Origin of the sequence: Hahella sp. CCB-MM4 (assembly GCF_002260525.1) — a bacterium.
Taxonomy (GTDB): Bacteria; Pseudomonadota; Gammaproteobacteria; order Pseudomonadales; family Oleiphilaceae; genus Hahella.
Genome location: NZ_MRYI01000027.1, coordinates 1 through 22,155, shown reverse-complemented (window position 1 = coordinate 22,155; position 22,155 = coordinate 1). Strand labels below are relative to the sequence as shown.

At 49.6% G+C, this 22,155-nt stretch carries 16 protein-coding genes; 9 read left to right on the top strand and 7 right to left on the bottom strand.

What is annotated here, in order from left to right; genetic code table 11:
- Nucleotides 1–229 precede the first annotated feature (229 nt).
- On the top strand, nucleotides 230–550 hold the full coding sequence (locus tag BTA51_RS27505) for a hypothetical protein (protein WP_094712296.1): 321 nt from the start codon (nucleotides 230–232) through the stop codon (nucleotides 548–550).
- Between the two features lie 44 nt (nucleotides 551–594).
- Here the strand turns inward: BTA51_RS27505 and BTA51_RS27500 are convergent, their stop codons facing one another.
- From BTA51_RS27500 to BTA51_RS27485, 4 genes are all read right to left on the bottom strand, one after another.
- Complete coding sequence (locus BTA51_RS27500; RefSeq protein ID WP_246841218.1) at nucleotides 595–1,455, bottom strand: RodZ family helix-turn-helix domain-containing protein; 861 nt, start codon at nucleotides 1,453–1,455, stop codon at nucleotides 595–597.
- 49 nt (nucleotides 1,456–1,504) lie between these two features.
- Nucleotides 1,505–3,658, bottom strand: coding sequence for a carboxy terminal-processing peptidase (locus BTA51_RS27495; protein ID WP_094712295.1), 2,154 nt, complete (start codon nucleotides 3,656–3,658; stop codon nucleotides 1,505–1,507).
- Nucleotides 3,659–4,084: 426 nt separating this feature from the next.
- On the bottom strand, nucleotides 4,085–6,238 hold the full coding sequence (locus tag BTA51_RS27490; protein ID WP_094712320.1) for a 3-hydroxyacyl-CoA dehydrogenase NAD-binding domain-containing protein: 2,154 nt from the start codon (nucleotides 6,236–6,238) through the stop codon (nucleotides 4,085–4,087).
- 86 nt (nucleotides 6,239–6,324) lie between these two features.
- The gene (locus BTA51_RS27485) at nucleotides 6,325–7,539 is read right to left on the bottom strand and encodes an acetyl-CoA C-acetyltransferase (protein WP_094712294.1); all 1,215 of its coding nucleotides are present in this window, start codon (nucleotides 7,537–7,539) and stop codon (nucleotides 6,325–6,327) included.
- A 285-nt stretch (nucleotides 7,540–7,824) separates the two neighbouring features.
- On the opposite strand from BTA51_RS27485, the gene BTA51_RS27480 reads away from it, so the two are divergent.
- A complete protein-coding gene (locus BTA51_RS27480; RefSeq protein WP_094712293.1) occupies nucleotides 7,825–8,094 on the top strand; it encodes a late competence development ComFB family protein in 270 nt (89 codons plus the stop codon).
- Between the two features lie 94 nt (nucleotides 8,095–8,188).
- On the opposite strand, the gene BTA51_RS27475 is transcribed toward BTA51_RS27480, so the two are convergent.
- Nucleotides 8,189–11,002, bottom strand: a complete 2,814-nt coding sequence (locus tag BTA51_RS27475; protein WP_094712292.1) for a DUF349 domain-containing protein — start codon at nucleotides 11,000–11,002, stop codon at nucleotides 8,189–8,191.
- Between the two features lie 265 nt (nucleotides 11,003–11,267).
- Between BTA51_RS27475 and BTA51_RS27470 the strand changes: the two genes are divergently transcribed.
- Complete coding sequence (locus BTA51_RS27470; protein WP_094712291.1) at nucleotides 11,268–11,723, top strand: regulatory protein RecX; 456 nt, start codon at nucleotides 11,268–11,270, stop codon at nucleotides 11,721–11,723.
- Nucleotides 11,724–11,726: 3 nt separating this feature from the next.
- Here BTA51_RS27470 and mltF read toward each other — a convergent pair whose 3' ends face one another.
- Nucleotides 11,727–13,229: a membrane-bound lytic murein transglycosylase MltF gene (gene mltF, locus BTA51_RS27465; RefSeq protein ID WP_246841217.1), complete on the bottom strand. Its 1,503-nt coding sequence runs from the start codon at nucleotides 13,227–13,229 to the stop codon at nucleotides 11,727–11,729.
- A 455-nt stretch (nucleotides 13,230–13,684) separates the two neighbouring features.
- Here mltF and purL point away from each other — a divergent pair, with 455 nt between their 5' ends.
- Both purL and BTA51_RS27455 read left to right on the top strand, forming a co-directional pair.
- Nucleotides 13,685–17,581 carry a phosphoribosylformylglycinamidine synthase gene (gene purL, locus BTA51_RS27460; protein ID WP_094712289.1) on the top strand — a complete coding sequence of 1,299 codons (3,897 nt, stop codon included), beginning with the start codon at nucleotides 13,685–13,687 and terminating at the stop codon, nucleotides 17,579–17,581.
- A 568-nt stretch (nucleotides 17,582–18,149) separates the two neighbouring features.
- Nucleotides 18,150–18,461 (top strand): NGG1p interacting factor NIF3, encoded by a 312-nt coding sequence (locus BTA51_RS27455; protein ID WP_094712288.1) that lies wholly within the window; start codon nucleotides 18,150–18,152, stop codon nucleotides 18,459–18,461.
- Between the two features lie 57 nt (nucleotides 18,462–18,518).
- On the opposite strand, the gene BTA51_RS27450 is transcribed toward BTA51_RS27455, so the two are convergent.
- Nucleotides 18,519–19,064 (bottom strand): NUDIX hydrolase, encoded by a 546-nt coding sequence (locus BTA51_RS27450; protein ID WP_094712287.1) that lies wholly within the window; start codon nucleotides 19,062–19,064, stop codon nucleotides 18,519–18,521.
- A gap of 137 nt (nucleotides 19,065–19,201) precedes the next feature.
- On the opposite strand from BTA51_RS27450, the gene BTA51_RS27445 reads away from it, so the two are divergent.
- The 4 genes from BTA51_RS27445 to purT are packed head-to-tail and all read left to right on the top strand — an operon-like array spanning nucleotide 19,202 to nucleotide 21,723.
- Nucleotides 19,202–19,765: a CoA pyrophosphatase gene (locus BTA51_RS27445; protein WP_094712286.1), complete on the top strand. Its 564-nt coding sequence runs from the start codon at nucleotides 19,202–19,204 to the stop codon at nucleotides 19,763–19,765.
- Between the two features lie 49 nt (nucleotides 19,766–19,814).
- Nucleotides 19,815–20,345: a gamma carbonic anhydrase family protein gene (locus tag BTA51_RS27440; protein WP_094712285.1), complete on the top strand. Its 531-nt coding sequence runs from the start codon at nucleotides 19,815–19,817 to the stop codon at nucleotides 20,343–20,345.
- On the top strand, nucleotides 20,338–20,514 hold the full coding sequence (locus BTA51_RS27435; RefSeq protein WP_094712284.1) for a DUF1289 domain-containing protein: 177 nt from the start codon (nucleotides 20,338–20,340) through the stop codon (nucleotides 20,512–20,514). Before BTA51_RS27440 ends, BTA51_RS27435 begins: the two co-directional genes overlap by 8 nt.
- A 24-nt stretch (nucleotides 20,515–20,538) precedes the next feature.
- Nucleotides 20,539–21,723: a formate-dependent phosphoribosylglycinamide formyltransferase gene (gene purT / locus BTA51_RS27430; RefSeq protein WP_094712283.1), complete on the top strand. Its 1,185-nt coding sequence runs from the start codon at nucleotides 20,539–20,541 to the stop codon at nucleotides 21,721–21,723.
- The last annotated feature ends 432 nt before the right edge of the window (nucleotides 21,724–22,155 follow it).

The window sequence follows — 22,155 nt, the reverse complement described above, 5'->3', positions numbered from 1 at the left end:
ATTGAAAAACCAAGGATAACTGAGGTCAAAGACCGGCTCAATGGATGAGGCGTTTTATCCCTCAACTAAACTTTCGTTTAGGTTAAACGCCGGATCCCATTTCTTCAACAACAGGAATACATTATCAGGGCTGAAATTGCGACAAAGTCTTCCCATATAAGAATGCCGGTTGGCGAGAAGAAACACCATGAACGACCAGAAGAAATGGGTAAAGGAAAATATAAGAGTTATGGCATCTTTATTTATTGTAATTTTGGGCGGTATCGGTTTGATCATTTCGTCCAGCCTGATGCTTAGCCATCGAAGCGGTGCATCTCTGGAATCCAATGACCAGGCGAAAGCAGAGCCAGGTGACGGGGTGATGGTGAATGTCTATGCGGTGGATCCCAGTAATGCGGATTTCAAAGGCAAATTGTTGCACTCTGAGATCACCGATCCCGAAGCGCAGCTGGACTTTGCCGTACCTGACGGCGTAGAGCCTCCGTATCTGCTGGAGTTCCAGACTCTGGGAAGCAGTTTCTATGCTCCGGAAGCAAACTACATTAATTGAATTCGTGGAAGTAAAAGAAGCGGGTTACCCTTGGTGGTTTCCCGTCAGGATTTGAGGGACTGAGCTGACGCTTTGACTGGTTCGCCCCCGTCACTGTTTTCCTGTCGGGCATCGCTATCCCTGCTTTCCCTTTGCTGCCCATCAGGGGCATTTCCCTCCATTTCCTTTGCCTGCCTTCGACTTGAGGATTCCTTTGAGGAAACCGGGATATCCTCATTTTCAGCAATAAAATGCATCGCCATTTCAAAGGCGTTCTGGGTAAACCCCAATACTTTGGCAAAGCCCTCGTCAGATAGCTGTCTGGCGGCATCGTGGCGTCGGTAGATATTAATAAACTCGCGCTCACGCTCGTACTGTAGCGGGAGCCTGCCCAAGCCCCAGTCGTTAAGCAGACGCCACAATTCCGGATTATAGGTTCTGGTATACTTGAGAATGAATGGAACCGGATCGTTGCGGGCGAGCAAGGCGGCCAGCCTCAGAATCAACTCGAAGGAAATGGTGGCGGTGCCGTTTTCCACGGCTTCCCAAAAGCTTTTGTCTTTCAGATTAATGGCATCGCTCAGTTCATGGATGGTCAACCCGGCAACCTCTCGAAGGTCTTTGAGTGACTGTCCTGCTGCCACCATCACTTTCAGCTGGTCCTGATTGCGTAGGATGGTTTTCCCCACGCGTAAAGACCCATCTGTGGTCTTGCGAGCTATTCTGAAAGCTGAGTTGGTAATCTCTGAAATACGTTGGAACCAACCGTCATCCTTGGATGACGGTTGGTTTTGGGATTTGGCTGAACTTTTTGGCTGCCTGGAACCGCCTGCCTTGCTTTTAACACCCTTCTGAGTGTTCGGCTTTTTACTGCTTTTTCCTGTTTCTGCCGGCGTTGAACCTGATGTCCGGTGATCTGATGCCATAATTGCGAGTTCCAGTGCTCGACTGCTGATCTACTGACTTGTGAGAAGTTTAGCCCTCGGTTGTTGCAACTTTTGGTTCATTTGTCAGTACATCAACAAGAATTTCTCCTGACTCTTTGACAACGAAATCCAATTCCTTATTTGTCTCCGGCAAGGCTGCCTGTTCTTCCTGGAACTTTTCATATTCGTCGTAGGAGGCAAAAGTTTTTTCACTACGTGCCTTCCTCCTGAGATTTACGTAATCGAGCTCTTCCTTACGGATCGCATCGAGTTCTTTTTTACGGGTCTCAATATTCAGCGAAATTTCTGTCTGCATTTTGGACGTTTTCAGGAACTCGATTTCTTTCAGCAGAGCCTGATATTCGACATTTTTGTCCATGCGTTCCTGATGATGTTGGTTCAGGGCTTCCACCAGCGGAGCCACCTCGCCGTAATTACGGTGAGCCACAGGATCGATCTGGTCCCAGGGAAGTGCTTCAGGAAGAGCATCTTCGCCGACTTCCTTCTTATCGATCGCTGATGGCAGCAGAATATCGGGAATAACGCCTTTGTGCTGAGTGCTTCCACCGGATACCCGGTAAAACTTCGCTTCGGTGATTTTTAGCTGGCCGTGGCTCAGTCCTCTGACGGATTGGACGGTACCCTTGCCAAATGTCTGGTCACCGATGATGACACCGCGACCGTAATCCTGGATCGCCGCAGCAAAAATCTCAGAGGCCGATGCGCTCATACGGTTTACCAGAACCGCCAATGGTCCGGAGTAGGCGGTGCTGTCATCGGGGTCGTCATAGACCCTGACACGGTTGTCCGCTGTCCTGACCTGTACGGTAGGACCTTCCTGAATAAACAGACCCGTCAGCTGGATGGCTTCCTGCAGGGCACCGCCACCATTGTTGCGCAGATCGATGACGAGACCGTCGATGTTCTCTTTCTTCAGTTCACTCAGTAACCGATATACATCACGGGTAGTGCTGCGGTAGTTAGGGTCGCCGGCCTGCATGGCCTGGAAGTTGGCGTAAAAGGTTGGGATATCAATGATTCCGATGGTGTAGTCCTGGCCGCCTCTATTCACCTTCAGAATTTTCTTTTGGGCAGACTGATCTTCCAGATCCACACGGTCACGGACAATATTGATCACACGGGTTTCGTTGTCGTTGGAAGCTTGAGCGGGAATCACTTCAAGACGTACGACGGTCTTCTTGGGGCCCCGAATGAGGTCGACGACTTCTTCCAGTCTCCAGCCGATGACATCCACGATGTCTCCGTCAGCTCCCTGGCCGACACCGACAATACGGTCAGCGGGCTGCAAAATGCCATGTTTGTCTGCCGGACCTGCCGGAACCAGACGTACCACTTTGGTGAATTCGTTATCCGACTGCAATACGGCACCAATGCCCTCCAGAGACAAGGACATGTTGATATTGAAATTCTCAGAATTGCGGGGCGAAAAATACTGGGTATGCGGGTCATAGACGTTGGTGACCACATTCATATAAGCCTGGAAGGCATCTTCTGAGCGTGCCTGGCTGATTCGGTTCAGCTGGCTTTCATAGCGCTTTCTCAGGCTTTTGGCGATGTCTTCGTCAGTCTTACCGGAAAGCCTTTGATTGAGCACCGCATTTTTGATCCGTTTGTGCCAAAGCACATCCAGCTCTTTTTCATCAGCAGGCCATTTGGCCTTTTCTCGATCGATCTGCAGGGTTTCGTCTTTGCTGAAATCCAGTTTGTCGAGGCCTTTGTCCAGTGTCTCGATGACGTAGGTCAGGCGACCGGCAATACGCTCTTGGAACTGGTTGTAAATATCAAAGGCAGGTTCCAGCTGGCCGGATTTAATGGCACCGTCCAACCGATAGCGGTATTGCTCGAAGCCGTCGATATCGCCCTGTGTAAAGTAAACCCTTTGAGGGTCCAGATACTTGATAAAGTTATCCAGCACAACAGAGGACAGTGACCCATCAATCTTGAGACTGCGGTAATGGGCATATTGAAGCTGTCTTGCAATATCACGGCTGGCCTTTGCCTGTTCGGGGGTCGGCTGCAACTCCGTGAGTGCGATCTGCTGGAGGGTCCCATCGGCTGTTTTGGAGGGGAGGTTGGCCGCAGAGACGGTGCTCAGGGCGACTCCTATCAAAAACAGGAATACTAATTGAAACTTCAGGGATCCGTTCTGAGGGGGGGATATTGCGGTACTGATTTGGCTCATTGACATCACGCTCTTTCGCCGGCCATTCAACCGGGATTTACTCTCATCAGATTTAGACGACTGCTGACTACATCCATCACCTATACGTTATACCTATTGATTCTAGGCCAAGCAAAGGGTTCCAACCAGAGTTAGATTCTGACAACTTTGTAAAGATTTGCAGGAAATGGGATTGGAACACAGTTTTTATACCTGAATTGCAAGGGGATTTCCCTATGTAGTCGTGGTTTCCAAAAAATATATGGGGGCAGAAACATTGAAATTAAATGTGAGTAAGCATTTTACTCAGGCAGGGGGCAAGGACGTAATAGGCTGAAAGGGAGAGAGTGCCCCCTTTCAGCAACTTGCCCTATGCTTTCGAGATAGCTTAAAAACGCTTTGGACTTAGTTTAAAAAACGCTTTGAATATAGGTTAAAAAAACTCAATCATTCAAACTTTCGGTTACTCTCAGCGTGCTCTATCAGCAATTTTGGAGGAGCAAAGCGGTCTCCGTATCGTTCTGCCAGTTCTTCGGCACGTTGGACAAAGGATTTAAGTCCATACTGATTAATGAACTGAATGGCGCCCCCTGTCCAGGGAGCAAACCCGATACCAAAAATACTGCCTATATTGGCGTCTTTCACGGATGTCAGTACACCTTCCTCCAGGCATTTGACGGTGTCTATTGCCTGTACGAACAATAGGCGATCTTTCAATTCCTGTAATGATGCGGCTTTGGTTTTGGTGATATCGGTGAAATGTTCGATTAACCCCGGCCACAGACTCTTTTTCCCATTGGCCGGATAGTCATAGAAGCCGGCACCCTTGGCTTTACCGGGTCGCTTGAACTCTGCCAGCATCTGGTCGATGACAGCTTCTGCCGGATGCGGTACCCAGGGGAATCCAGATTCCTCTAGATCCTTTTTACTCTGGTCCCGGATGTGGCTCATCAGGCTCAGACTGACTTCATCAGAGACGGCTAAAGGCCCAACGGGCATGCCTGCCAGTTCTGCTGCGTTTTCGATAGCGGCCGGATGAATGCCCTCCGCCAGCATGGCGATACCTTCGTTCACAAACTTACCAAACACTCTGGAAGTGAAGAAACCACGGCTGTCGTTCACCACGATTGGCGTTTTCTTGATCTGAAGTACAAAATCGAAGGCCAGTGCAAGCGTTTCCTCTGAGGTTTCCTGGCCAACGATAATTTCGACCAATTGCATTTTGTCCACTGGAGAGAAAAAGTGCAGGCCGATGAACTTATCAGGGGCTGTCGATGCTGCCGCCAGCTGTGTGATGGGAATGGTGGACGTGTTTGATGCAAATACTCCGTCCGGCGTCAGGAAGGGCTCTGACTCACGGGTGACGGTTGCTTTCAGCTCACTGTCCTCAAACACGGCCTCAATAATTAGATCGCATCCTTCAAGATCCTGGTGGTTATCTGTAGCAAGAATTCGCTCCAATACCGCTTCTTTGTGCTGCTCTGAGATTTGTCCCCGGCTGACCTTTTTCTTCAGTAGGCCCTCGCTGTAGGATTTTCCTTTTTCTGCCGCTTCCTGGCTGATGTCTTTCAGCACAACATCTATGCCGCTGTTGGCACATGAGTAAGCAATGCCCGACCCCATCATGCCGGCACCGAGAATTCCGACCTTGGTGACAGCTTTTGTTGATTGAATGTCCGGGCGTGAATGGCCTGCCTTAATGTCATTTAGTTGAAACCAGAAGGTTCCGATCATATTTTTGGCAATCTGGCTGGTCACCAGTTGAGTAAAATATCGACTCTCTATTCTTTGCGCGGTGTCAAAGTCGACCTGGGTACCTTCGACGACAGCCGATATAATGGCCTCGGGAGCGGGGTAGCATCCTTTGGTCTTGGCTTTCAGCATGGCGGGGGCAATTGCCAGCATTTGAGCAACTTTAGGCGTGGTCGGCGTTCCTCCTGGAATCTTGTAACCCTTCTGGTCCCAGGGCTGCGCCGCATCAGGATGTTCCTTAATCCATGCTTTGGCCGCGCTCAGCATTTCGTCGCTGGTGCCGGCCAGCTCATTCACGAGCCCCAGAGACTTGGCTTTGGAGGGCGATATCTGTTTTCCCTCCAGCAGGAAAGGCAATGCCTTTTCGATGCCCAGGTATCTGGGCAGTCTGGTGGTACCTCCGCCTCCGGGCAGCAGTCCCAGCGTCACTTCCGGTAGGCCGAGGCGGATCTTGTCGTCAGAGATTGCCATCCGGGCGTGGCAGGCCAGGACCAACTCCCATCCACCGCCAAGCGCTGTGCCATTGATCGCGGCGACGACAGGACGCCCAAGCGTCTCCAGCTTTCTCAGGGGAAGGGTAATGTCTCTGGTTAGCATATTGAAGAAAGCTTCGGCGTTTTCGGGTCCGACCTGTATCAATTCCCGAAGATCTCCGCCGGCGAAAAACGTCTTTTTGGCGGACGTTATGATGACCCCTGTAATCTGCTCTTTTTCTTCTGTCAGGCGGGATATAACTGATGCAAAGGCAGCACGAAAATCAGCGTTCATGGTATTGGCTGATTGATTCGGCATGTCGAGGGTCAGAGTGACAATGTTGTCCTGGTCTTTTGTGTAATGAATCGCGCTCATGTTCATTCTCACTGAAACTGTTCTTGTTATGACGCTGCGGATAGTCCATCCGCAGCGTCAACGGTTCTATAGGGGCGCCTGAGTGGTCAGGCCGGGAGACGCTCGATAATGGTTGCTATTCCCATGCCTCCACCTACGCATAGTGTTGCCAGCCCATAGCGCAGATTCCTGCGTTCAAGCTCATCCAGCACAGTGTTAAGGATCATTGCCCCAGTAGCTCCCAGAGGATGGCCCAGGGCTATCGCGCCGCCATTGACGTTGATTTTTTCATCGGGAATTCCCAGTTCACGCTGAAACTTGAGTACGACAGCTGCGAAGGCTTCATTGACTTCATACAAGTCAATATCTTCTGCCGACAAGCCGGCTTTCTGTAGTGCCTTGCGGGTGGCGGGTGCTGGTCCTGTGAGCATGATGGTGGGGTCTGTGCTGGTCACCGCCGTAGCCACAAATCGTGCCCGGGGTTTCAAGCCAAGGGCTTTCCCCTTCTCGGCGCTGCCAATGAGAAGGGCCGCAGCACCATCGACAATGCCCGAAGAGTTTCCTGGGGTATGCATGTGATGAATAGTTTCTACAAAGGGATATTTTTCCCGGGGGACCACGTCAAAGCCCATGTCACCCATCATCTGGAAGGAAGGCTTCAGCTGTCCAAGACCTTCCAGAGAGGTGTCAGGGCGAATAAATTCGTCATGATCCAGGATGGTCAGTCCGTTCTGATCCCTGACGGGGATGATTGAGCGGGAGAATAAGCCTTCCTGTCTGGCGGCGGCTGCCTTTTGCTGTGAGTGAAGGGCAAATGTGTCCAGCTGTTCACGGGAAAAGCCCTCAATGGTAGCGATCAGGTCAGCGCTGATGCCTTGTGGGATAAACCCGGTATGTAGGTTCGTGGCGGGATCAAGGGCCCAGGCACCGCCGTCACTGCCCATGGGAACCCTGGACATGGACTCCACACCACCGGCCACGACAAGATCTTCCCAGCCGGAACGAATTTTCATGGCTGCCAGGTTGACGGCTTCAAGACCTGAGGCACAGAACCTGTTGAGTGTGACCCCGGCGACACGGGTGTCCCAGTCAGCTACCAGTGCGGCCGTTTTCGCAATATCTGCGCCCTGATCACCAATGGGGGTGACACAACCCATGACAATATCGTCCACTTCTGCCGTATCCAGGCCATTCCTCTGTTGCAGCGCCTTCAGCGTGGATGCCAGCAAGTTGACGGGTTTGATTTCGTGCAGGGAGCCGTCCTTCTTACCTTTTCCCCTGGGGGTGCGGACGGCGTCAAAAATGTAGGCTTCATTACTCATGTCGGTCTACCGGGTTGATTGTTATTTGTATGTGTCGTTATAGATATATGGGTGAATCATCGATATTTGGGGGATTCCAGCTCGTATTAAGCGATGAGAGTACGCTCACGATAATTCAATGGATTGGAGGGAGAAATGACAGGAAGCCCCAATCAGGTTGGCGAAAACGATCATATGATGTGAGGAACGGTTCTGGTATCAGGTTATGGCGCTGTCCGGGAGGTGGACTATTCTTAAGCATACTTTATAGGTTTTTATGGCTATGGCACGTGCTAAGGAGTCTCTATGTCCATACTGGATAATGTTTACAATTATTATGAAAAGCTGGTTTTGGAAGAGTTGGCCACTCAGCTAGGGGAAGATCAGAAGGATGATGACTTCCTGACGGATACAGTATGTGTGGCGCTGAACCATTTGCCTGGACGTTATTTCAGGCACGGAGTGGATATGGCGTTTTATCTGACCTCTGATGAGTATGTGGATATGAAAAAGCAGGTCACTAAGGCCGTAAAAGACGCACTCGCTTATATGAAGGATCCTTCCAGAGACAAGTAAATTACCTCAGTAATATGCGATGCTTCCCGCTATTGAGAAACCCCGAGTTCCGGGGCTTCCCTGAAGATGGGAGGATGATGGAATAGGTGAGGGGTCAGGAACGGGCGACTGTCTGAGCAATGTTGTTCAAGGTTCGCTTGAAGCGTTCTGTCAACTCATTAAGATCAGATGCCGCCTGCTCATCCGGTATTGCCGTCAGCCATTGTTGAATCAGACCATCAAATCGGCTGCTTGGCGAAGAGGCGTCACTGGCGCTTTGCTGTAAGCCTGCGGTCAGTCGTTCAACCTGTAGCGCCATGCGGCGTTCTTTGTCTTCCTGCGGGCTATCGATTTCAGCCAAAATCTCTGCCAGGATAACGATGTCTTTCAGCGTGTCAGCAGAAGCTTTCTCCTTCCCGCTTTCCGCATTCTGCCGGGAGGCAAGTAATTCGTGGTGATGCTGATCCAGCTCGTCAATCGAGGCCGGCCATTCGATTGTACCGCCAGCGCCGAAGGATTTGGCGCACTCAAGCAATTGGCTGTAGTAGTCGACAAAACCGCTGATTCTCAACTGCTGTAGGCCTTTCTCTACCGTATCGATGGCTTTGTGGAAACGTTGTCCGAGAGATTTGGTCTGATCTCCCAAAGAGCCCAAGCTGCGGTATTGATCAATAAGCGTGGACAAGGCGGTATCTGTTCCGCTGTCTGGCGAAGCAGCCAAAGCTTCAACAGCAGTGATCAACTCATTGGCCTTATCCTGGTTATGGGAGATTTCTTCCTGATGCTGCTTGCGTTGTTCACCAATGCGGCCAAAAATCTCGTCGCAGGCTTTTCTGAATTGCCCCCACAGCTGGCGATCTGTCTTGTGGTCAGTAATGCCGACCTGCTGCCACTCTTTCTGTAAATCCTTGGCTTGATGGGTCGCCTGTTTCAAGTCTTCTTCAGACACCAAAGCTTCTGCGCGTGAAACGATTTCCTGCTTGAGCTTATGATTGCGCTCTTTTTCCTTATTCAGCTTGGTATCCAGCTCTGTGAGAAGCTCATTGAATCTGGTTTGGACCGGTTTGCCTTTCTTATGATCCACAGGGTAGTACTGACGCCATTCCTCACGGGCCTTACGATTGATTTTATCCACCAGCTTCCAGTCTGGTTGGTCCCAATCGATGGCTTCAATAAAGGTGGCAAGTTCGGTGCAGATGGACTCCCGCTTATCCAGGTTCACCTGCTTAAGCTTTTCCTCTTCTGAAAAATAGGCTTTACAGGGGGCGTAGGCATTGTCCGATGCATGTTTGAATCTCTGCCAGAGGTGCTGATCCGAAGATCCCCCGAGATCACGCCACTCTTTCTGCAGTTCCTTGATCTTGTTGGCTTTGATATGCGGTTCCAGATGTTGCTCCGCGAGATGTTCCATATGCTCGCACAGCTCTTCCTGCTTTGGTCTGGTGGCAAAGCCCTGCCAGTCCCTGAGTTCATCCAGTTGGCTCAGCAACATTTTGAGCCTGGCCTGCAAGTCCTGTTTTTGTTTTCCAGGGAGGTGCTCCAGGTCTCGGTTGGCGTCTTTGGTCAGGCGCTGTGCTTTTTTAACTTCACCCTGAGATATGGCTTTTTCAAGTTCATCCAGGTCTTTACGGACCTTATCTTTGAACTTACCAATATCCTCAATATGCCGGGTTTGCAGTGTTTGGATTTCGCCGACGGCTTCGGATACTGCCTGCAATAGGGGATGAAGGTTGTAATCTGAGGGCCACTCAATATCAGTAACCATCTGGCGCAGGGACTTGACCAGCGTTTTCCTCTCTACAGGATCCGCGTCCGCCGCAGATCTTGCCTGCTCCAGTTTATCTGACAGTTCACTCTGATGAGAAAACAGGCGCTGAAGGGCTATATGATAGTGGCGGATTTCCGTCATCACATGCTGATAGCGCTTTTGTTCTGTTTTATCGACTCTCTGATGACGGGTGGCCTCCAGCCAACGGTTCTCCTGAGTCTTAATGAGGGCGTCGAGAGCCGAAAGCTCTGACTGCTGGGTCAGGGGAGTGGACTTAAGTTTTTCCCTGGTTTTCTCCAGTTCCTGACAGGTTTCCTCTCGTTCGCCGCTTTGAAGTCTGGCTTCTTCAACAATTTGGTGTTCTCGAGCTTCCTGCTCTGCAATTTGATTAGCCCGACTTTTACAGGTTTGCAGTGCGCGCTCGATTCGGTCCTGATGTTCCTGATGCTGGCCGAGATCAAATTTAGCGAGTGAACGGATCAGCGCTTCCAGCTTTTCTGTGTAGTACTTGGTCGCTTCGGTCGCAGCGTGTTGTTCCAGGCTGTCACACAGGGATTGGAGTTCTCTTTCATGGGCCAGTTTTGCCTGCTCCTGGTCCTTGTATGCCTGCAGTCGAGACTTAGCCTTCTGAAACACCCCTTTGTCTTTACCCTTGGTTCGGCTGACCAGTATCGATAATTTCTCTGGATCGACGATCAGTTCCGCCGCCTTTTGTCGAATAAGGCTGAGTGGATGGTTGATTGCCAGCTCCAGAACAGTGTCCGGTGCGTGCAGGTGAAGGCTTTGCAGGAAGAGGTGCAGATTGTCTGAACTCTTAAGGCCTGTGGCGAGATCAAAAGCCAGATCCTGGGATATGCGTTGTAGATGTTGTCCCAGGAAGCTATCGAAATTAGTGGAGGTCTCCGCCAGAATTTCAAGAACCCGATTATGTGCGGCTTGTCTGGCTTTATCTGTGGATTGAGCCAGATCGATCAGGTCCGTCACTGAAAGTACTCGTTTCAGCGCTGCCTTGAGAACAGTATCGTCTGTTTCATGCTTGATTAGTTGTTCCAGAATCGCCTTATCTTCTGATTTTCCCCAATCCAGTTGGGTGATGGCTTCTTTTCTGACGTCCGGGTTATTGCTCTGCCATTTGGGCTTAAAAATTTTTTTTAAAAGCATGAAGTGAATGATCCTGGAAGCTCGTTTTACGTCTTAACGCCAACAGATCCTAGGCTGTAATATACTATCCCTTCTTGCCCGAGATGACCTTGGGAACGGTTTTCAGGCGGGAAATCTTGATTACATTTTGTTGACGACGGCATAGTCTACTCCGTATAGGGGATTGCCGCTACTCCGATCAGAATATGAAAACTCATAAATATTATTTGAGTCAGTAGGATACTGGTCGACCTAAGAACGCTTGCAGGAAAAATGTTAGACCATCATGACCGATGCACAGATCAGTCTTCAGGACGTTAGAAACTCCGCTCTCCGATTATTGGCCCGAAGAGAGCACTCCGAGCAGGAGCTCAGGGAAAAGCTGGCTCAGCGTGGCGCCACGGCAGAACATCTGGATCAGGTAATCGCTTATTTAATCGAGGGGAAGTATCTGTGTGATGTTCGCTATGCTGAAATGATCATTCGCAGGCGAGCTTCTCAGGGATATGGACTTCGCAAGGTTTCCTACGAGTTGTCCGGGAAGGGGGTGAGCCGTCATGATATTCAAACATCCCTTGAGGAGCTGAATATAGATTGGATTGATGTGGCAGTCACGACATTACAGAAAAAGTTCAGAAGTCCACCGGAGAGTCCGTTGGAGATTCAAAAATACCAAAAGTTTCTTCAACAGAAAGGGTTTGATTTTGATGCGATAAAAGCTGCCATGGAGGTGATCAGGTAGCGATCAAAGCATGGGAGGAGCCACTCTGAAAGGCTGAGGCATATCCGGCGTGGTGTCACTGAAATCGTCGCTGGTTGTCGTTGATGTTGCCGATTGGGCAACAGTGCCGTCATTGATTCCAGGTTGTTTCATCCAGGCCAGAACATCGTAGTAGCGGCGGATGTTCTGTACATAATGTACTGGTTCCCAGCCTCTGGCGTATCCAAAGCGGGTTTTTTTATACCATTTCTTTTGCTGTAGAAGCGGTAAGGCGTCTTTCACATCAATCCACTTATCCGGATCCTTGCCCTGGTTTTCAGTGATAATCCGGGCATCTTCCAGGTGTCCCATACCCACATTGTAGGCAGCCAATGCCATCCAGGTGCGATCGGGCTCGGGAATTCTCTCAGGCATGCGCTTGTGAATCTGGCTGAAGTACTTTGCACCACCAAGAATGCTCTGTTCCGGATCCAGTCTATTGCGAATATCCATTTCCTTGGCAGTTGTTCGAGTCAGCATCATCAATCCGCGAACGCCTGTCGGTGACGTGGCGTAAGGACGCCAATGAGACTCCTGATAGCCAATGGCGGCCAGAAGGTGCCAATCCAGTTCGAAGTCGTTTGCTGCGGCCTTGAATGTATCCTCAAACTTAGGAAGCCGGTCGCGGATATGTTTGATAAACGTTCTGGCGCCAACATAATTCAACTGGTCGACATGCCCGAAGTACTTTTCCTGGAGATAAGTCAGAGTGCCGTCCTGTGAAATTTTTTCCAGAAACAGGTTGGCCTGTTCCAGCAGGCTGTTGTCTTTGCCAGGAGGGAATATCCAGCTCACTTTAAGCGGTTCCATAAGGGCAAAACTGTTGCGGACTTTGGGGAACATCGCCTTGTGAATGGCATATTCCGCGGAGTTTACGATTGCAATATCGACTTGACCTTCGTCGACCATCCGCATCATGTCAGGTGTTTCAATACCATCAGCCTCTTCCCATACCAGGTTCGGCAGCCTTGCATCTTTCAATTGGTCAAGAAAAGCCGCTTGTGCCGTGGAGGCGGGGACAACAATACTCCGGCCAATAAGGTCATCAACGGTTTTTGGCTTAGGCTTACCGTTGGCGAACAATACCACCGGCTGAAACGTCAGATAGTCTGAGCTGAAATTAAGATTGCTGGCCCGATCATGTGCCGCTTGCTGACTCAATCCAAGGGCGGCAAAGTGGGTATAATTCTGTTCCAGAACTGAATAGGCTTCGTCGAGGTCTGTGGCAACTCTAAGTCGAAGTTCCACGCCAATTTGCTCAGCAAATAACCGGGAGAGTTCATACTCGAACCCCGCAGCTCCATCTCGGTCTTCATAATAGGTGGTGGGAGCATTGCGAGTGATGACGTGAAGTACACCTTCCTGCTCGATGCGTTCCAACACGGTTGGACGGCTGCAGCCGGTCAGCGCGACAATAAGCACCGCCGCCAAAAGAACCAATATCCTTTTGGGATTTGACCAATCAACCAGCATCATGAGATTTCGCAAGCAGATGTTTCCTTGTCTGTGAGGATGTCCCTGGTTTTATGCAATACCGATTCCATGGCGCTCATCCTCTTGGGTTTTCAGTCAGGAATCAAGTTGTGAAATGTCCCTAGCTGCAAAAGAATGTCAAATTAGCGGACATGTTGTTCATTTTTGCGGCGCATTTTACTCAGGTTTGCCCTGGAAAGTAACACCCTTAATATTGGTTCAATTAATAGGCTGTCGGTGGCTGTTCGTTGCCGGGGTGTAGCTTTTTATATGTGCGGATGCTGGAAATTTATATGTGCGGATGCGGGAAATTTAGTCCAAAAGACGTAAAAACCCTTTTTAAATCAATCGACAAAATGATACCGGGTCGAATCAATGAATTTGGCAGGTGAAGTGGCCCGGAAGGCGGTTTTCTATTATCATTACGCCTCTTTTTTTCTCCCCCAGTTCAGAGGCAGATAGTCAACGTTATGTTTGAACTTCGTGGTGCTCCCGCTCTTTCTCCTTTTCGTCGTAAGAAGTTATTGGCCACTTTGCAGGATGTTGTGCCTGAAACCCAATCGCTTTATGCGGAGTACATGCATTTTGTCGAGTTGGACGGTAATTTGTCTGCCAATCAACGCACAGTGTTGGACAAGCTGCTGACCTACGGACCAACAGAACAGACCGAATCTCCAGAAGGAACATTATTCCTGGTTGTTCCCAGACCCGGTACTATCTCGCCCTGGTCCAGCAAGGCGACGGACATCGCACATAATTGTGGGCTTCATGCAGTTCGCCGTATAGAGCGGGGAATCGCCTACTATGTGCGTGGAAGCCAACAATTGTCATCTGAACAAAGGGCAAAGCTGGCGGAGATGCTGCATGATCGCATGACCCAGGCAATATTCCATGAAATTGCTGGAGCTGAGTTGTTATTTGGACATGCTGAGCCAAAGCCGATCAACAGTGTTCCGGTGTTGGAAAAAGGGCGCAAGGCCCTGGTTGATGCTAACCGCAACATGGGACTTGCGCTGGCGGAAGACGAGATCGATTACCTGACGGAAGCATTCACACAATTAGGGCGTGATCCTAATGATGTGGAATTGATGATGTTCGCGCAGGCTAACTCTGAGCATTGTCGTCACAAGATCTTCAATGCCAGCTGGGAAATTGACGGTGAGCTTCAGCCGAAATCATTGTTTGGCATGATTAAGAACACCTACGACGTTGGCGGAGAGACTGTACTGTCCGCATACAGAGACAACGCTGCCGTCATTCAGGGAAGTCAGAGCGGGCGCTTCTTCCCAGACCCTGACAGCAAGGTCTATGGGTACAACGTCGAGGATATTCATATCCTGATGAAAGTTGAAACCCACAATCACCCCACGGCTATTTCCCCGTTTGCAGGCGCTTCAACCGGTTCCGGTGGAGAGATCCGAGATGAAGGTGCGACAGGGATAGGAGGCAAGCCAAAGGCCGGATTGGTCGGGTTTACCGTTTCCAACCTGAATATCCCTGACTATCGTCAACCATGGGAAGGGGACTATGGCAAGCCCGAGAGAATCGTTTCCCCTCTGCAGATCATGCTTGAAGCTCCCATTGGAGGCGCTGCTTTCAATAACGAATTCGGTCGTCCAAACCTGTGTGGTTATTTCCGGACATTTGAAGAAGAAGTCCCTGGTGTCAACGGCCGAGAAATGCGGGGCTACCACAAGCCGATCATGATTGCGGGCGGCCTTGGGAATATCCGGGCGGATCACGTAGAAAAGGGCGAAATCGCTGTTGGTTCGAAACTCATCGTACTGGGTGGCCCGGCGATGCTGATCGGATTGGGTGGCGGTGCTGCTTCCTCAATGGATAGCGGTTCCAGCCATGAAGATCTGGATTTTGCTTCTGTGCAGCGGGACAACCCGGAGATGGAGCGCCGCTGTCAGGAGGTCATCGATGTCTGCTGGCAGATGGGTTCCAACAACCCCATTCTTTTTATCCACGATGTTGGTGCCGGTGGCTTGTCCAACGCACTGCCTGAATTGGTCAAGGACGGTGGTCGTGGCGGTCAGTTTGAGCTGCGTGACATTCCCAACGATGAGCCTGGGATGTCCCCGCTGGAAATCTGGTGTAACGAGTCCCAGGAGCGTTATGTCCTCTCGGTTGCAGTAGAAGACCTCGAGCTTTTTGATCAGATCTGTCGTCGTGAACGCTGCCCTTATGCAGTGGTTGGTAGCGCAACAGAGGAAGAAAAACTGGTGCTGGCAGACGAATATTTTGCGAACAATCCCGTAGATCTTCCTATGTCAGTCCTGTTTGGCAAACCACCCAAGATGCACAGGGCGATTGAGCGTCAGAGTTTTGCCAAACCGATATTTGAATCTTCCAACATTGATCTGGAAGACGCTGTAGAACGCGTTATGCGGTTGCCAAGTGTGGCCAGTAAAGGCTTCCTGATAACGATTGGTGACCGTTCAGTAACCGGTATGGTATCAAGGGACCAGATGGTAGGTCCCTGGCAGGTGCCGGTGTCTGATGTCGCCGTCACTACTGCCAGCTATGACACTTATGCCGGCGAAGCCATGGCAATGGGAGAGCGTACTCCGATTGCCCTGATTGACGCACCGGCGTCCGGTCGAATGGCTGTTGGTGAGGTGATTACCAATATCGCTGCAGCTCCAATTTCCAGATTGGGACAGATCAGCCTTTCCGCTAACTGGATGGCCGCTGCCGGGCATCCGGGTGAGGATGAGGCGCTGTTCGACACCGTAAAGGCAATTGGTATGGAGCTGTGTCCCGAGTTGGGAATTACGATTCCTGTCGGAAAAGATTCCATGTCCATGAAGACAGTCTGGGAAGAAGGCGAGCAGCAGAAATCTGTCACTGCGCCTTTGTCTCTGATTATCACAGGGGTTGCACCGGTTGAAGATGTTCGCCGGACTTTGACGCCACAATTAAGATTGGATGAACCATCCAAGTTGATCCTGATTGATCTGGGAGCCGGTAAAAATCGTCTGGGTGGCTCAGCATTGGCTCAGGTGTATCGCCAGATCGGCGCAGTTGCTCCAGACCTGGATAACCCGAAAGAGCTGGCCGCTTTCTTTGATTGTATCCAGAAGCTCAACCGTGAAGGCAAGATCAAGGCTTACCATGATCGCTCTGATGGCGGGTTATTCGCCACTCTGGTGGAAATGGCTTTTGCCGGGCGTTGCGGTTTGCAGATCGCTCTTGATCAGTGGATTAAGGATCCAAGCCATTTCGCCCGGGAGCTGTTTAATGAGGAACTGGGTGCGGTCATCCAGGTGGCTGAAAAGGATTTGGACTATGTCCAGAAAGCTATCATTGATGCAGGACTGGCTGAAGACCTGGTTATCGTGGGAAGTCCGACGACTGAGCAGCGTATTGAGTTGAGTTACCAGGGACAACAGGTACTGGGATATTCCAGAGCAGACCTGCAGCAGAAATGGACTGAAACCAGCTATCGCATTCAGAGCCTAAGGGACAATAGTGACTGTGCTGCTGAAGAATATGCAGCGATTAAGGATGACTCAGATCCCGGATTGTCGGCGGCACTGACCTATGATGTCTCCGAAGATATTACTGCGCCATTCCTGAATGTTGGAGCCAAGCCGAAAGTTGCGATTCTGCGCGAACAGGGCGTCAACAGTCAGACTGAAATGGCTGCAGCCTTCAATCGTGCCGGATTCACCTCGGTGGATGTCCATATGAGTGATGTCCTGTCTGGTCGAATTGCACTTGATCAATTTAAAGCTTTGGCCGCCTGTGGTGGATTCTCCTTTGGGGATGTACTTGGTGCAGGCGAAGGCTGGGCAAAGTCTATTTTGTTCAATGCTCGTGCCAGAGATCAGTTTGAGGCATTTTTCCATCGCAAGGATACCTTGGCGCTGGGTGTCTGTAATGGTTGCCAGATGTTGTCCACACTGAAAGATCTGATTCCAGGAACAGCTCATTGGCCGCGCTTTGTCCGTAACCTGTCAGAACAATACGAAGCACGCCAAGTAATGGTTGAGGTCATGGATTCACCGTCAGTCATTCTGCAGGGAATGGCAGGGTCAAGAATGCCAATTGCTGTGGCACATGGCGAAGGTCGTGCTGAGTTTACCGGCAATGATGGGGAAGAATTGGCGAAGAATGCCCGAGTGGCGCTGAGATTTGTCGATAACTATGGAAATCTTGCCAGTGGCTATCCATTCAATCCAAACGGATCACCTATGGGGATTGCCGGGATTTGTAATGATGATGGCCGCGTAACGGCTATGATGCCACATCCGGAACGCGTATTCCGGGCAGTTTCGAACTCCTGGCGGCCTGATGACTGGGCTGAAGATGGAGCCTGGATGCGGATATTCCGTAATGCCCGTGTCTGGCTGGATTGATTTGACTCCATAACTCTTCGTGCCCTGCTTGTTCAAGCAGGGCCTTTCTCCTCTTTTCTCTTCTTATCTGTTTTTGGTTCTGCCCCTGTCTGTCTTTTGGTATTGGGATAAAACATCACCATTCCAGCTTAATATAATGTAAATTAATGTAACGAAATGTTAACGATGCCGTGCCCAGCATGATGGTTTGTCTAATAAATAGACGACATTATGACGGTTTGTACATATTTGGGGTGAAAAATGGCTCTAAAATCCGTCATTCTTTGGACGCCGAATGATGGTTATTCACATTAGTTTTTAGTGTGTCAATACTGTGTCAATTTTCAGTATTGAATCTACCGTTTTACCTGTTGACTTATTTAACTTATTGAAAAATAAAGACTTTAAATTTTGCCTAATTACTCGCCAATCTGAGCGCAACCTAGTAAAAACAAGGCATTCCAGCACTTTCCCAAACTTTATCCCCAGAGATATCCACAGATTCTGTGGAGAAGTTTCAGTTTTGTTGTGTTTGTGTGACAAATGCGGAAAATTGTGGATAAAAAAACACCGAAAAGGAGACTTATACATGTATCACCTTTGCTTTTATGTACCTGAGAGCCATGTTGAACAAGTAAAAACAGCAATATTTGAGGCGGGAGGAGGTCGTATAGGTGACTATGACTGCTGTGCATGGCAAGTGAAAGGTTTGGGGCAATTCAGGCCGGGGACGAATAGCACGCCGTTCATCGGGAGTCTTGGTAATATCGAGAAGGTGGATGAATTTAGGGTGGAGTTGGTTGTGGACAGACCTTATATAGAAGCGGTGATTGCTGCTCTTAAGGCGTCGCACCCATATGAAGAGCCCGCATATCATGTGTTAAAAGTGGAAGACTTTTAATTAGGCGTAATGTGCGGGCTGGTGTGGTCTGAAAGTCCTGTGTCGGTTTATACCGGGTCAGGATTTAATTCTCTCGTAAGTAATGTCTTTCACATGCACAGGGAAGGACCTTGATTGCCGATCTTCAAGGTAATGCTCGAGTGTGTATTTGACTGTCGGAAAAGCGATTTCCTCCCATGGAATGTCTTCTTCCCTGAATAATTTTGTCTCAAGGCTCTCAGGTCCGATGCCGAATTCTCCATTTATGACTGTGGCTCGATAAAAAATGTGAACTTGTCCGATGTGAGGTACATCGATCATCGTGTATAAACCTTCCAGGTTGACCCTGGCCTCGGCTTCCTCCCAGGTTTCCCGAATAGCAGCTTGAGAAGTGGTTTCGTTCATTTCCATGAATCCGGCCGGCAATGTCCAGTAGCCAAGTCTTGGTTCAATCGCTCTGCGGCAGAGGAGGATTTTGTCTTCGTAAACGGGGATGGTTCCTGCGACAATTTTAGGGTTGATGTAGTGAATGGTGTCGCAAGTGGGGCAGACATGGCGATGTCTGTTATCACCATCAGGGACGCGCTGTTCTACGGGGTTGCCGCACTGGCTGCAAAACTTCATATAAATTCGACTGATTGAGTAGGTGATTGGACAGTATAACGCTGTATAAATGGTTGCACAGCGACGGGTGCCTAAAAAATGGCAGGTGTGTTATTGTGCGTCAACTTTTAACTTATCGATGGTTGTAATTCATTTCAGTGCTAGAGCGGATTATTTCTCGAATTGAGCGGCATGAACCAACAACCCTGAGTGTTGACTTCAAAGACGCTGCAGTGCTTGTTCCCGTGACCAGAGAAGATGAGCCTCAGATCATCCTGACCCGCAGATCGGATCAACTCAAGACTCATAGTGGGCAGGTGGCATTCCCCGGTGGAATGAGAGAAGACCATGATTCGGACCTGTTGATGACCGCATTAAGGGAAACCGAAGAAGAAGTAGGAATCCGTTCATCTCAAGTGGAAGTATTGGGCTCTCTAAGTCAGGTGATTTCCCGTTATGAGATCAGGGTGACACCATACGTGGGGCTGGTGGATCCTGAGGTCAGACTGGTGCCTGATCCAGCTGAGCTGGATAGTGTCTTTAAGGTTCCTGTCAGCTACTTTCTGAATAGTCGACCTGACAGGCTCGACCATCTGACATATAGAGGCCACTCTCGCACAGTTCCTTGCTGGTTTTATGAAGGCTATGAGATTTGGGGGATGTCAGCCATTATCCTCGTGGACTTCTATCGAGTCGTCTTTAGTAAAGATCTGACTGAATAATCCTTGTTTTTCCGTTCTGGATAACTTTAGACATTCTGGAGAATGAAGCGTGCTTTATTCGTTAGGGAATAAAAAAATTAGCCTCAATGGCGCCGGGCACTTTATTGCTGACACCGCCACTCTCATTGGTGAAGTCGTTCTTGAGGATCAGGCTAGTGTTTGGTTTGGTGCTGTTGTCCGGGCAGATAATGACGTCATATTGATCGGTCCTCAATCCAATATTCAGGATCAGGCAGTTTTGCATACAGATCCAGGTATAAAACTGAAGATCGGTAAAGGTGTAACCGTCGGCCATCATGCGATCTTGCATGGATGTGAAGTCGGGGACTATAGCCTGATTGGAATCAATGCTGTGATACTCAACAATGCCCGAATTGGCAGGTATTGCATTATCGGTGCCAATGCACTGATTCCCGAAAATGCAGTGATTCCTGATGGTTCCCTGGTTGTAGGCTCTCCCGGAAAGGTAAAAAGGTCGTTGAATGAACAGGAAAGGAAGGCGCTGGAGTCTGGTGCTCTCCACTATGTGGAAAATGCTCGTCGATATTCTGCCTCTTTAAAGGAGCAATCAGATGAGTGAAGCGGTTAAATCTCCATGCGTCAACATCTGCGCGTTGGATGAAGAGGATATATGTGTCGGCTGTCATAGAAGTGCAGCGGAAATCGCAGCCTGGTCAGGTTTAAGTGATGAGGATAAACGCCGGGTGTTGATCCTGGTTGCTCAACGAGAAGAAAAGTATCTGGTTTAGGAATCAAGAATAGGAATCAAAAGTATGGTTTCAATTGGTACGCCGTTGACTGAATCTGCTACCAGGGCGATGTTATTGGGTAGCGGAGAGTTGGGTAAAGAAGTAGCAATCGAATTGCAACGCCTGGGAGTTGAGGTGATTGCTGTAGACCGATACCCGAATGCTCCCGCCATGCAGATAGCTCACCGGTCACATGTCATTAATATGCTGGATCCAAAGCAGTTAAGGCGCGTGGTGGAAGAAGAGCGTCCTCATTTTATCATTCCTGAGATCGAGGCTATTGCGACAAGCGAGCTGATTTCTTTGGAAGAGGAAGGGTTTAATGTTGTCCCATCGGCAAAAGCTGCAAACCTGACGATGAATCGGGAGGGAATTCGGCGACTGGCTGCTGAAGAGCTTGGTCTAAAAACATCGCCATACCGTTTTGCCCTGACTGAGGCGGAATACTCCAGCGCTGTTGCAGAGATTGGTTTTCCTTGTGTGGTAAAGCCAATTATGAGCTCTTCAGGTAAAGGGCAGAGTGTCGTTAAATCTGACGACGATATTGGAATCGCATGGACATATGCACAGGAAGGCGGCAGAGCGGGCCAAGGTAAAGTCATTATCGAAGGATTTGTCGATTTTGATTATGAAATCACTCTGTTGACGGTCAGGCATAGTGGTGGGGTTTCGTTTTGTGAGCCTATAGGGCATCAGCAAATTGATGGAGACTATCGTACAAGCTGGCAGCCTCAGGCGATGTCTACGCTGGCAATGACACGAGCCAGAGAAATCGCAGAAGCCGTGACCGGTGCGTTGGGTGGTTTCGGTCTGTTTGGGGTTGAGTTATTTGTTAAAGGCGATGATGTTTATTTTAGCGAAGTATCTCCCCGGCCACATGATACTGGGTTGGTAACTCTCATTTCTCAGGATCAGTCTGAGTTTTGCCTGCACGTAAAAGCGCTTCTTGGGTTGCCCGTGCCCAATATTCAACTCTATGGCCCATCTGCTTCTGCTGCGTTATTAGTAGAAGGTGAGTCTAGAAGCATTTCCTTTTCTGCTTTAGATAAGGTGGTTAGTAGTCCGGGAGTTGAGCTCAGGTTATTCGGTAAACCTGAAGTCTCGGGTAAAAGAAGAATGGGGGTGGTTTTGGTTCGTTCAGAAAGCACCGAGTCTGCTCGAGGACTGGCAGAGGAGAAAGTATCATTAATTGAAGTGGATTTGGGTTGAAATCCAGCCGGGATTTGCTTCACTTATAAGTTACCCGCAGATTCTGAAATGAGTTCTTCCTGATGGTTTGAATCAGGTGATTTCATCCAATTTAAACTTTTTTCCAAAAAGGTGTTGCAAAGGATCAGGAGGGACGTATAATGCGCCCCACTTCTGCAGCGGAGCCCACCCGAAAGGGGTGAGAAACAAGGGCTTCGGGTAAGCAGAACTCAAGGATGAGACGACAATATGAGAGCGAATTTTTCCATCAGATTGTCAGCGCCAAACAGGGAGTTAAAAAAACAGATTGACATTGAGAATCAAGGCTGTAGAATGGCGCGCCTCATCGGGATGAATGCCCGGGCGAGAAGATCTTTAACAAGTTAATCAAGCAATTTGTTGTGGGCGCTAGCTGAGACGGTTGTGGAGACACAGAATAGTCTTGAGTTAGTG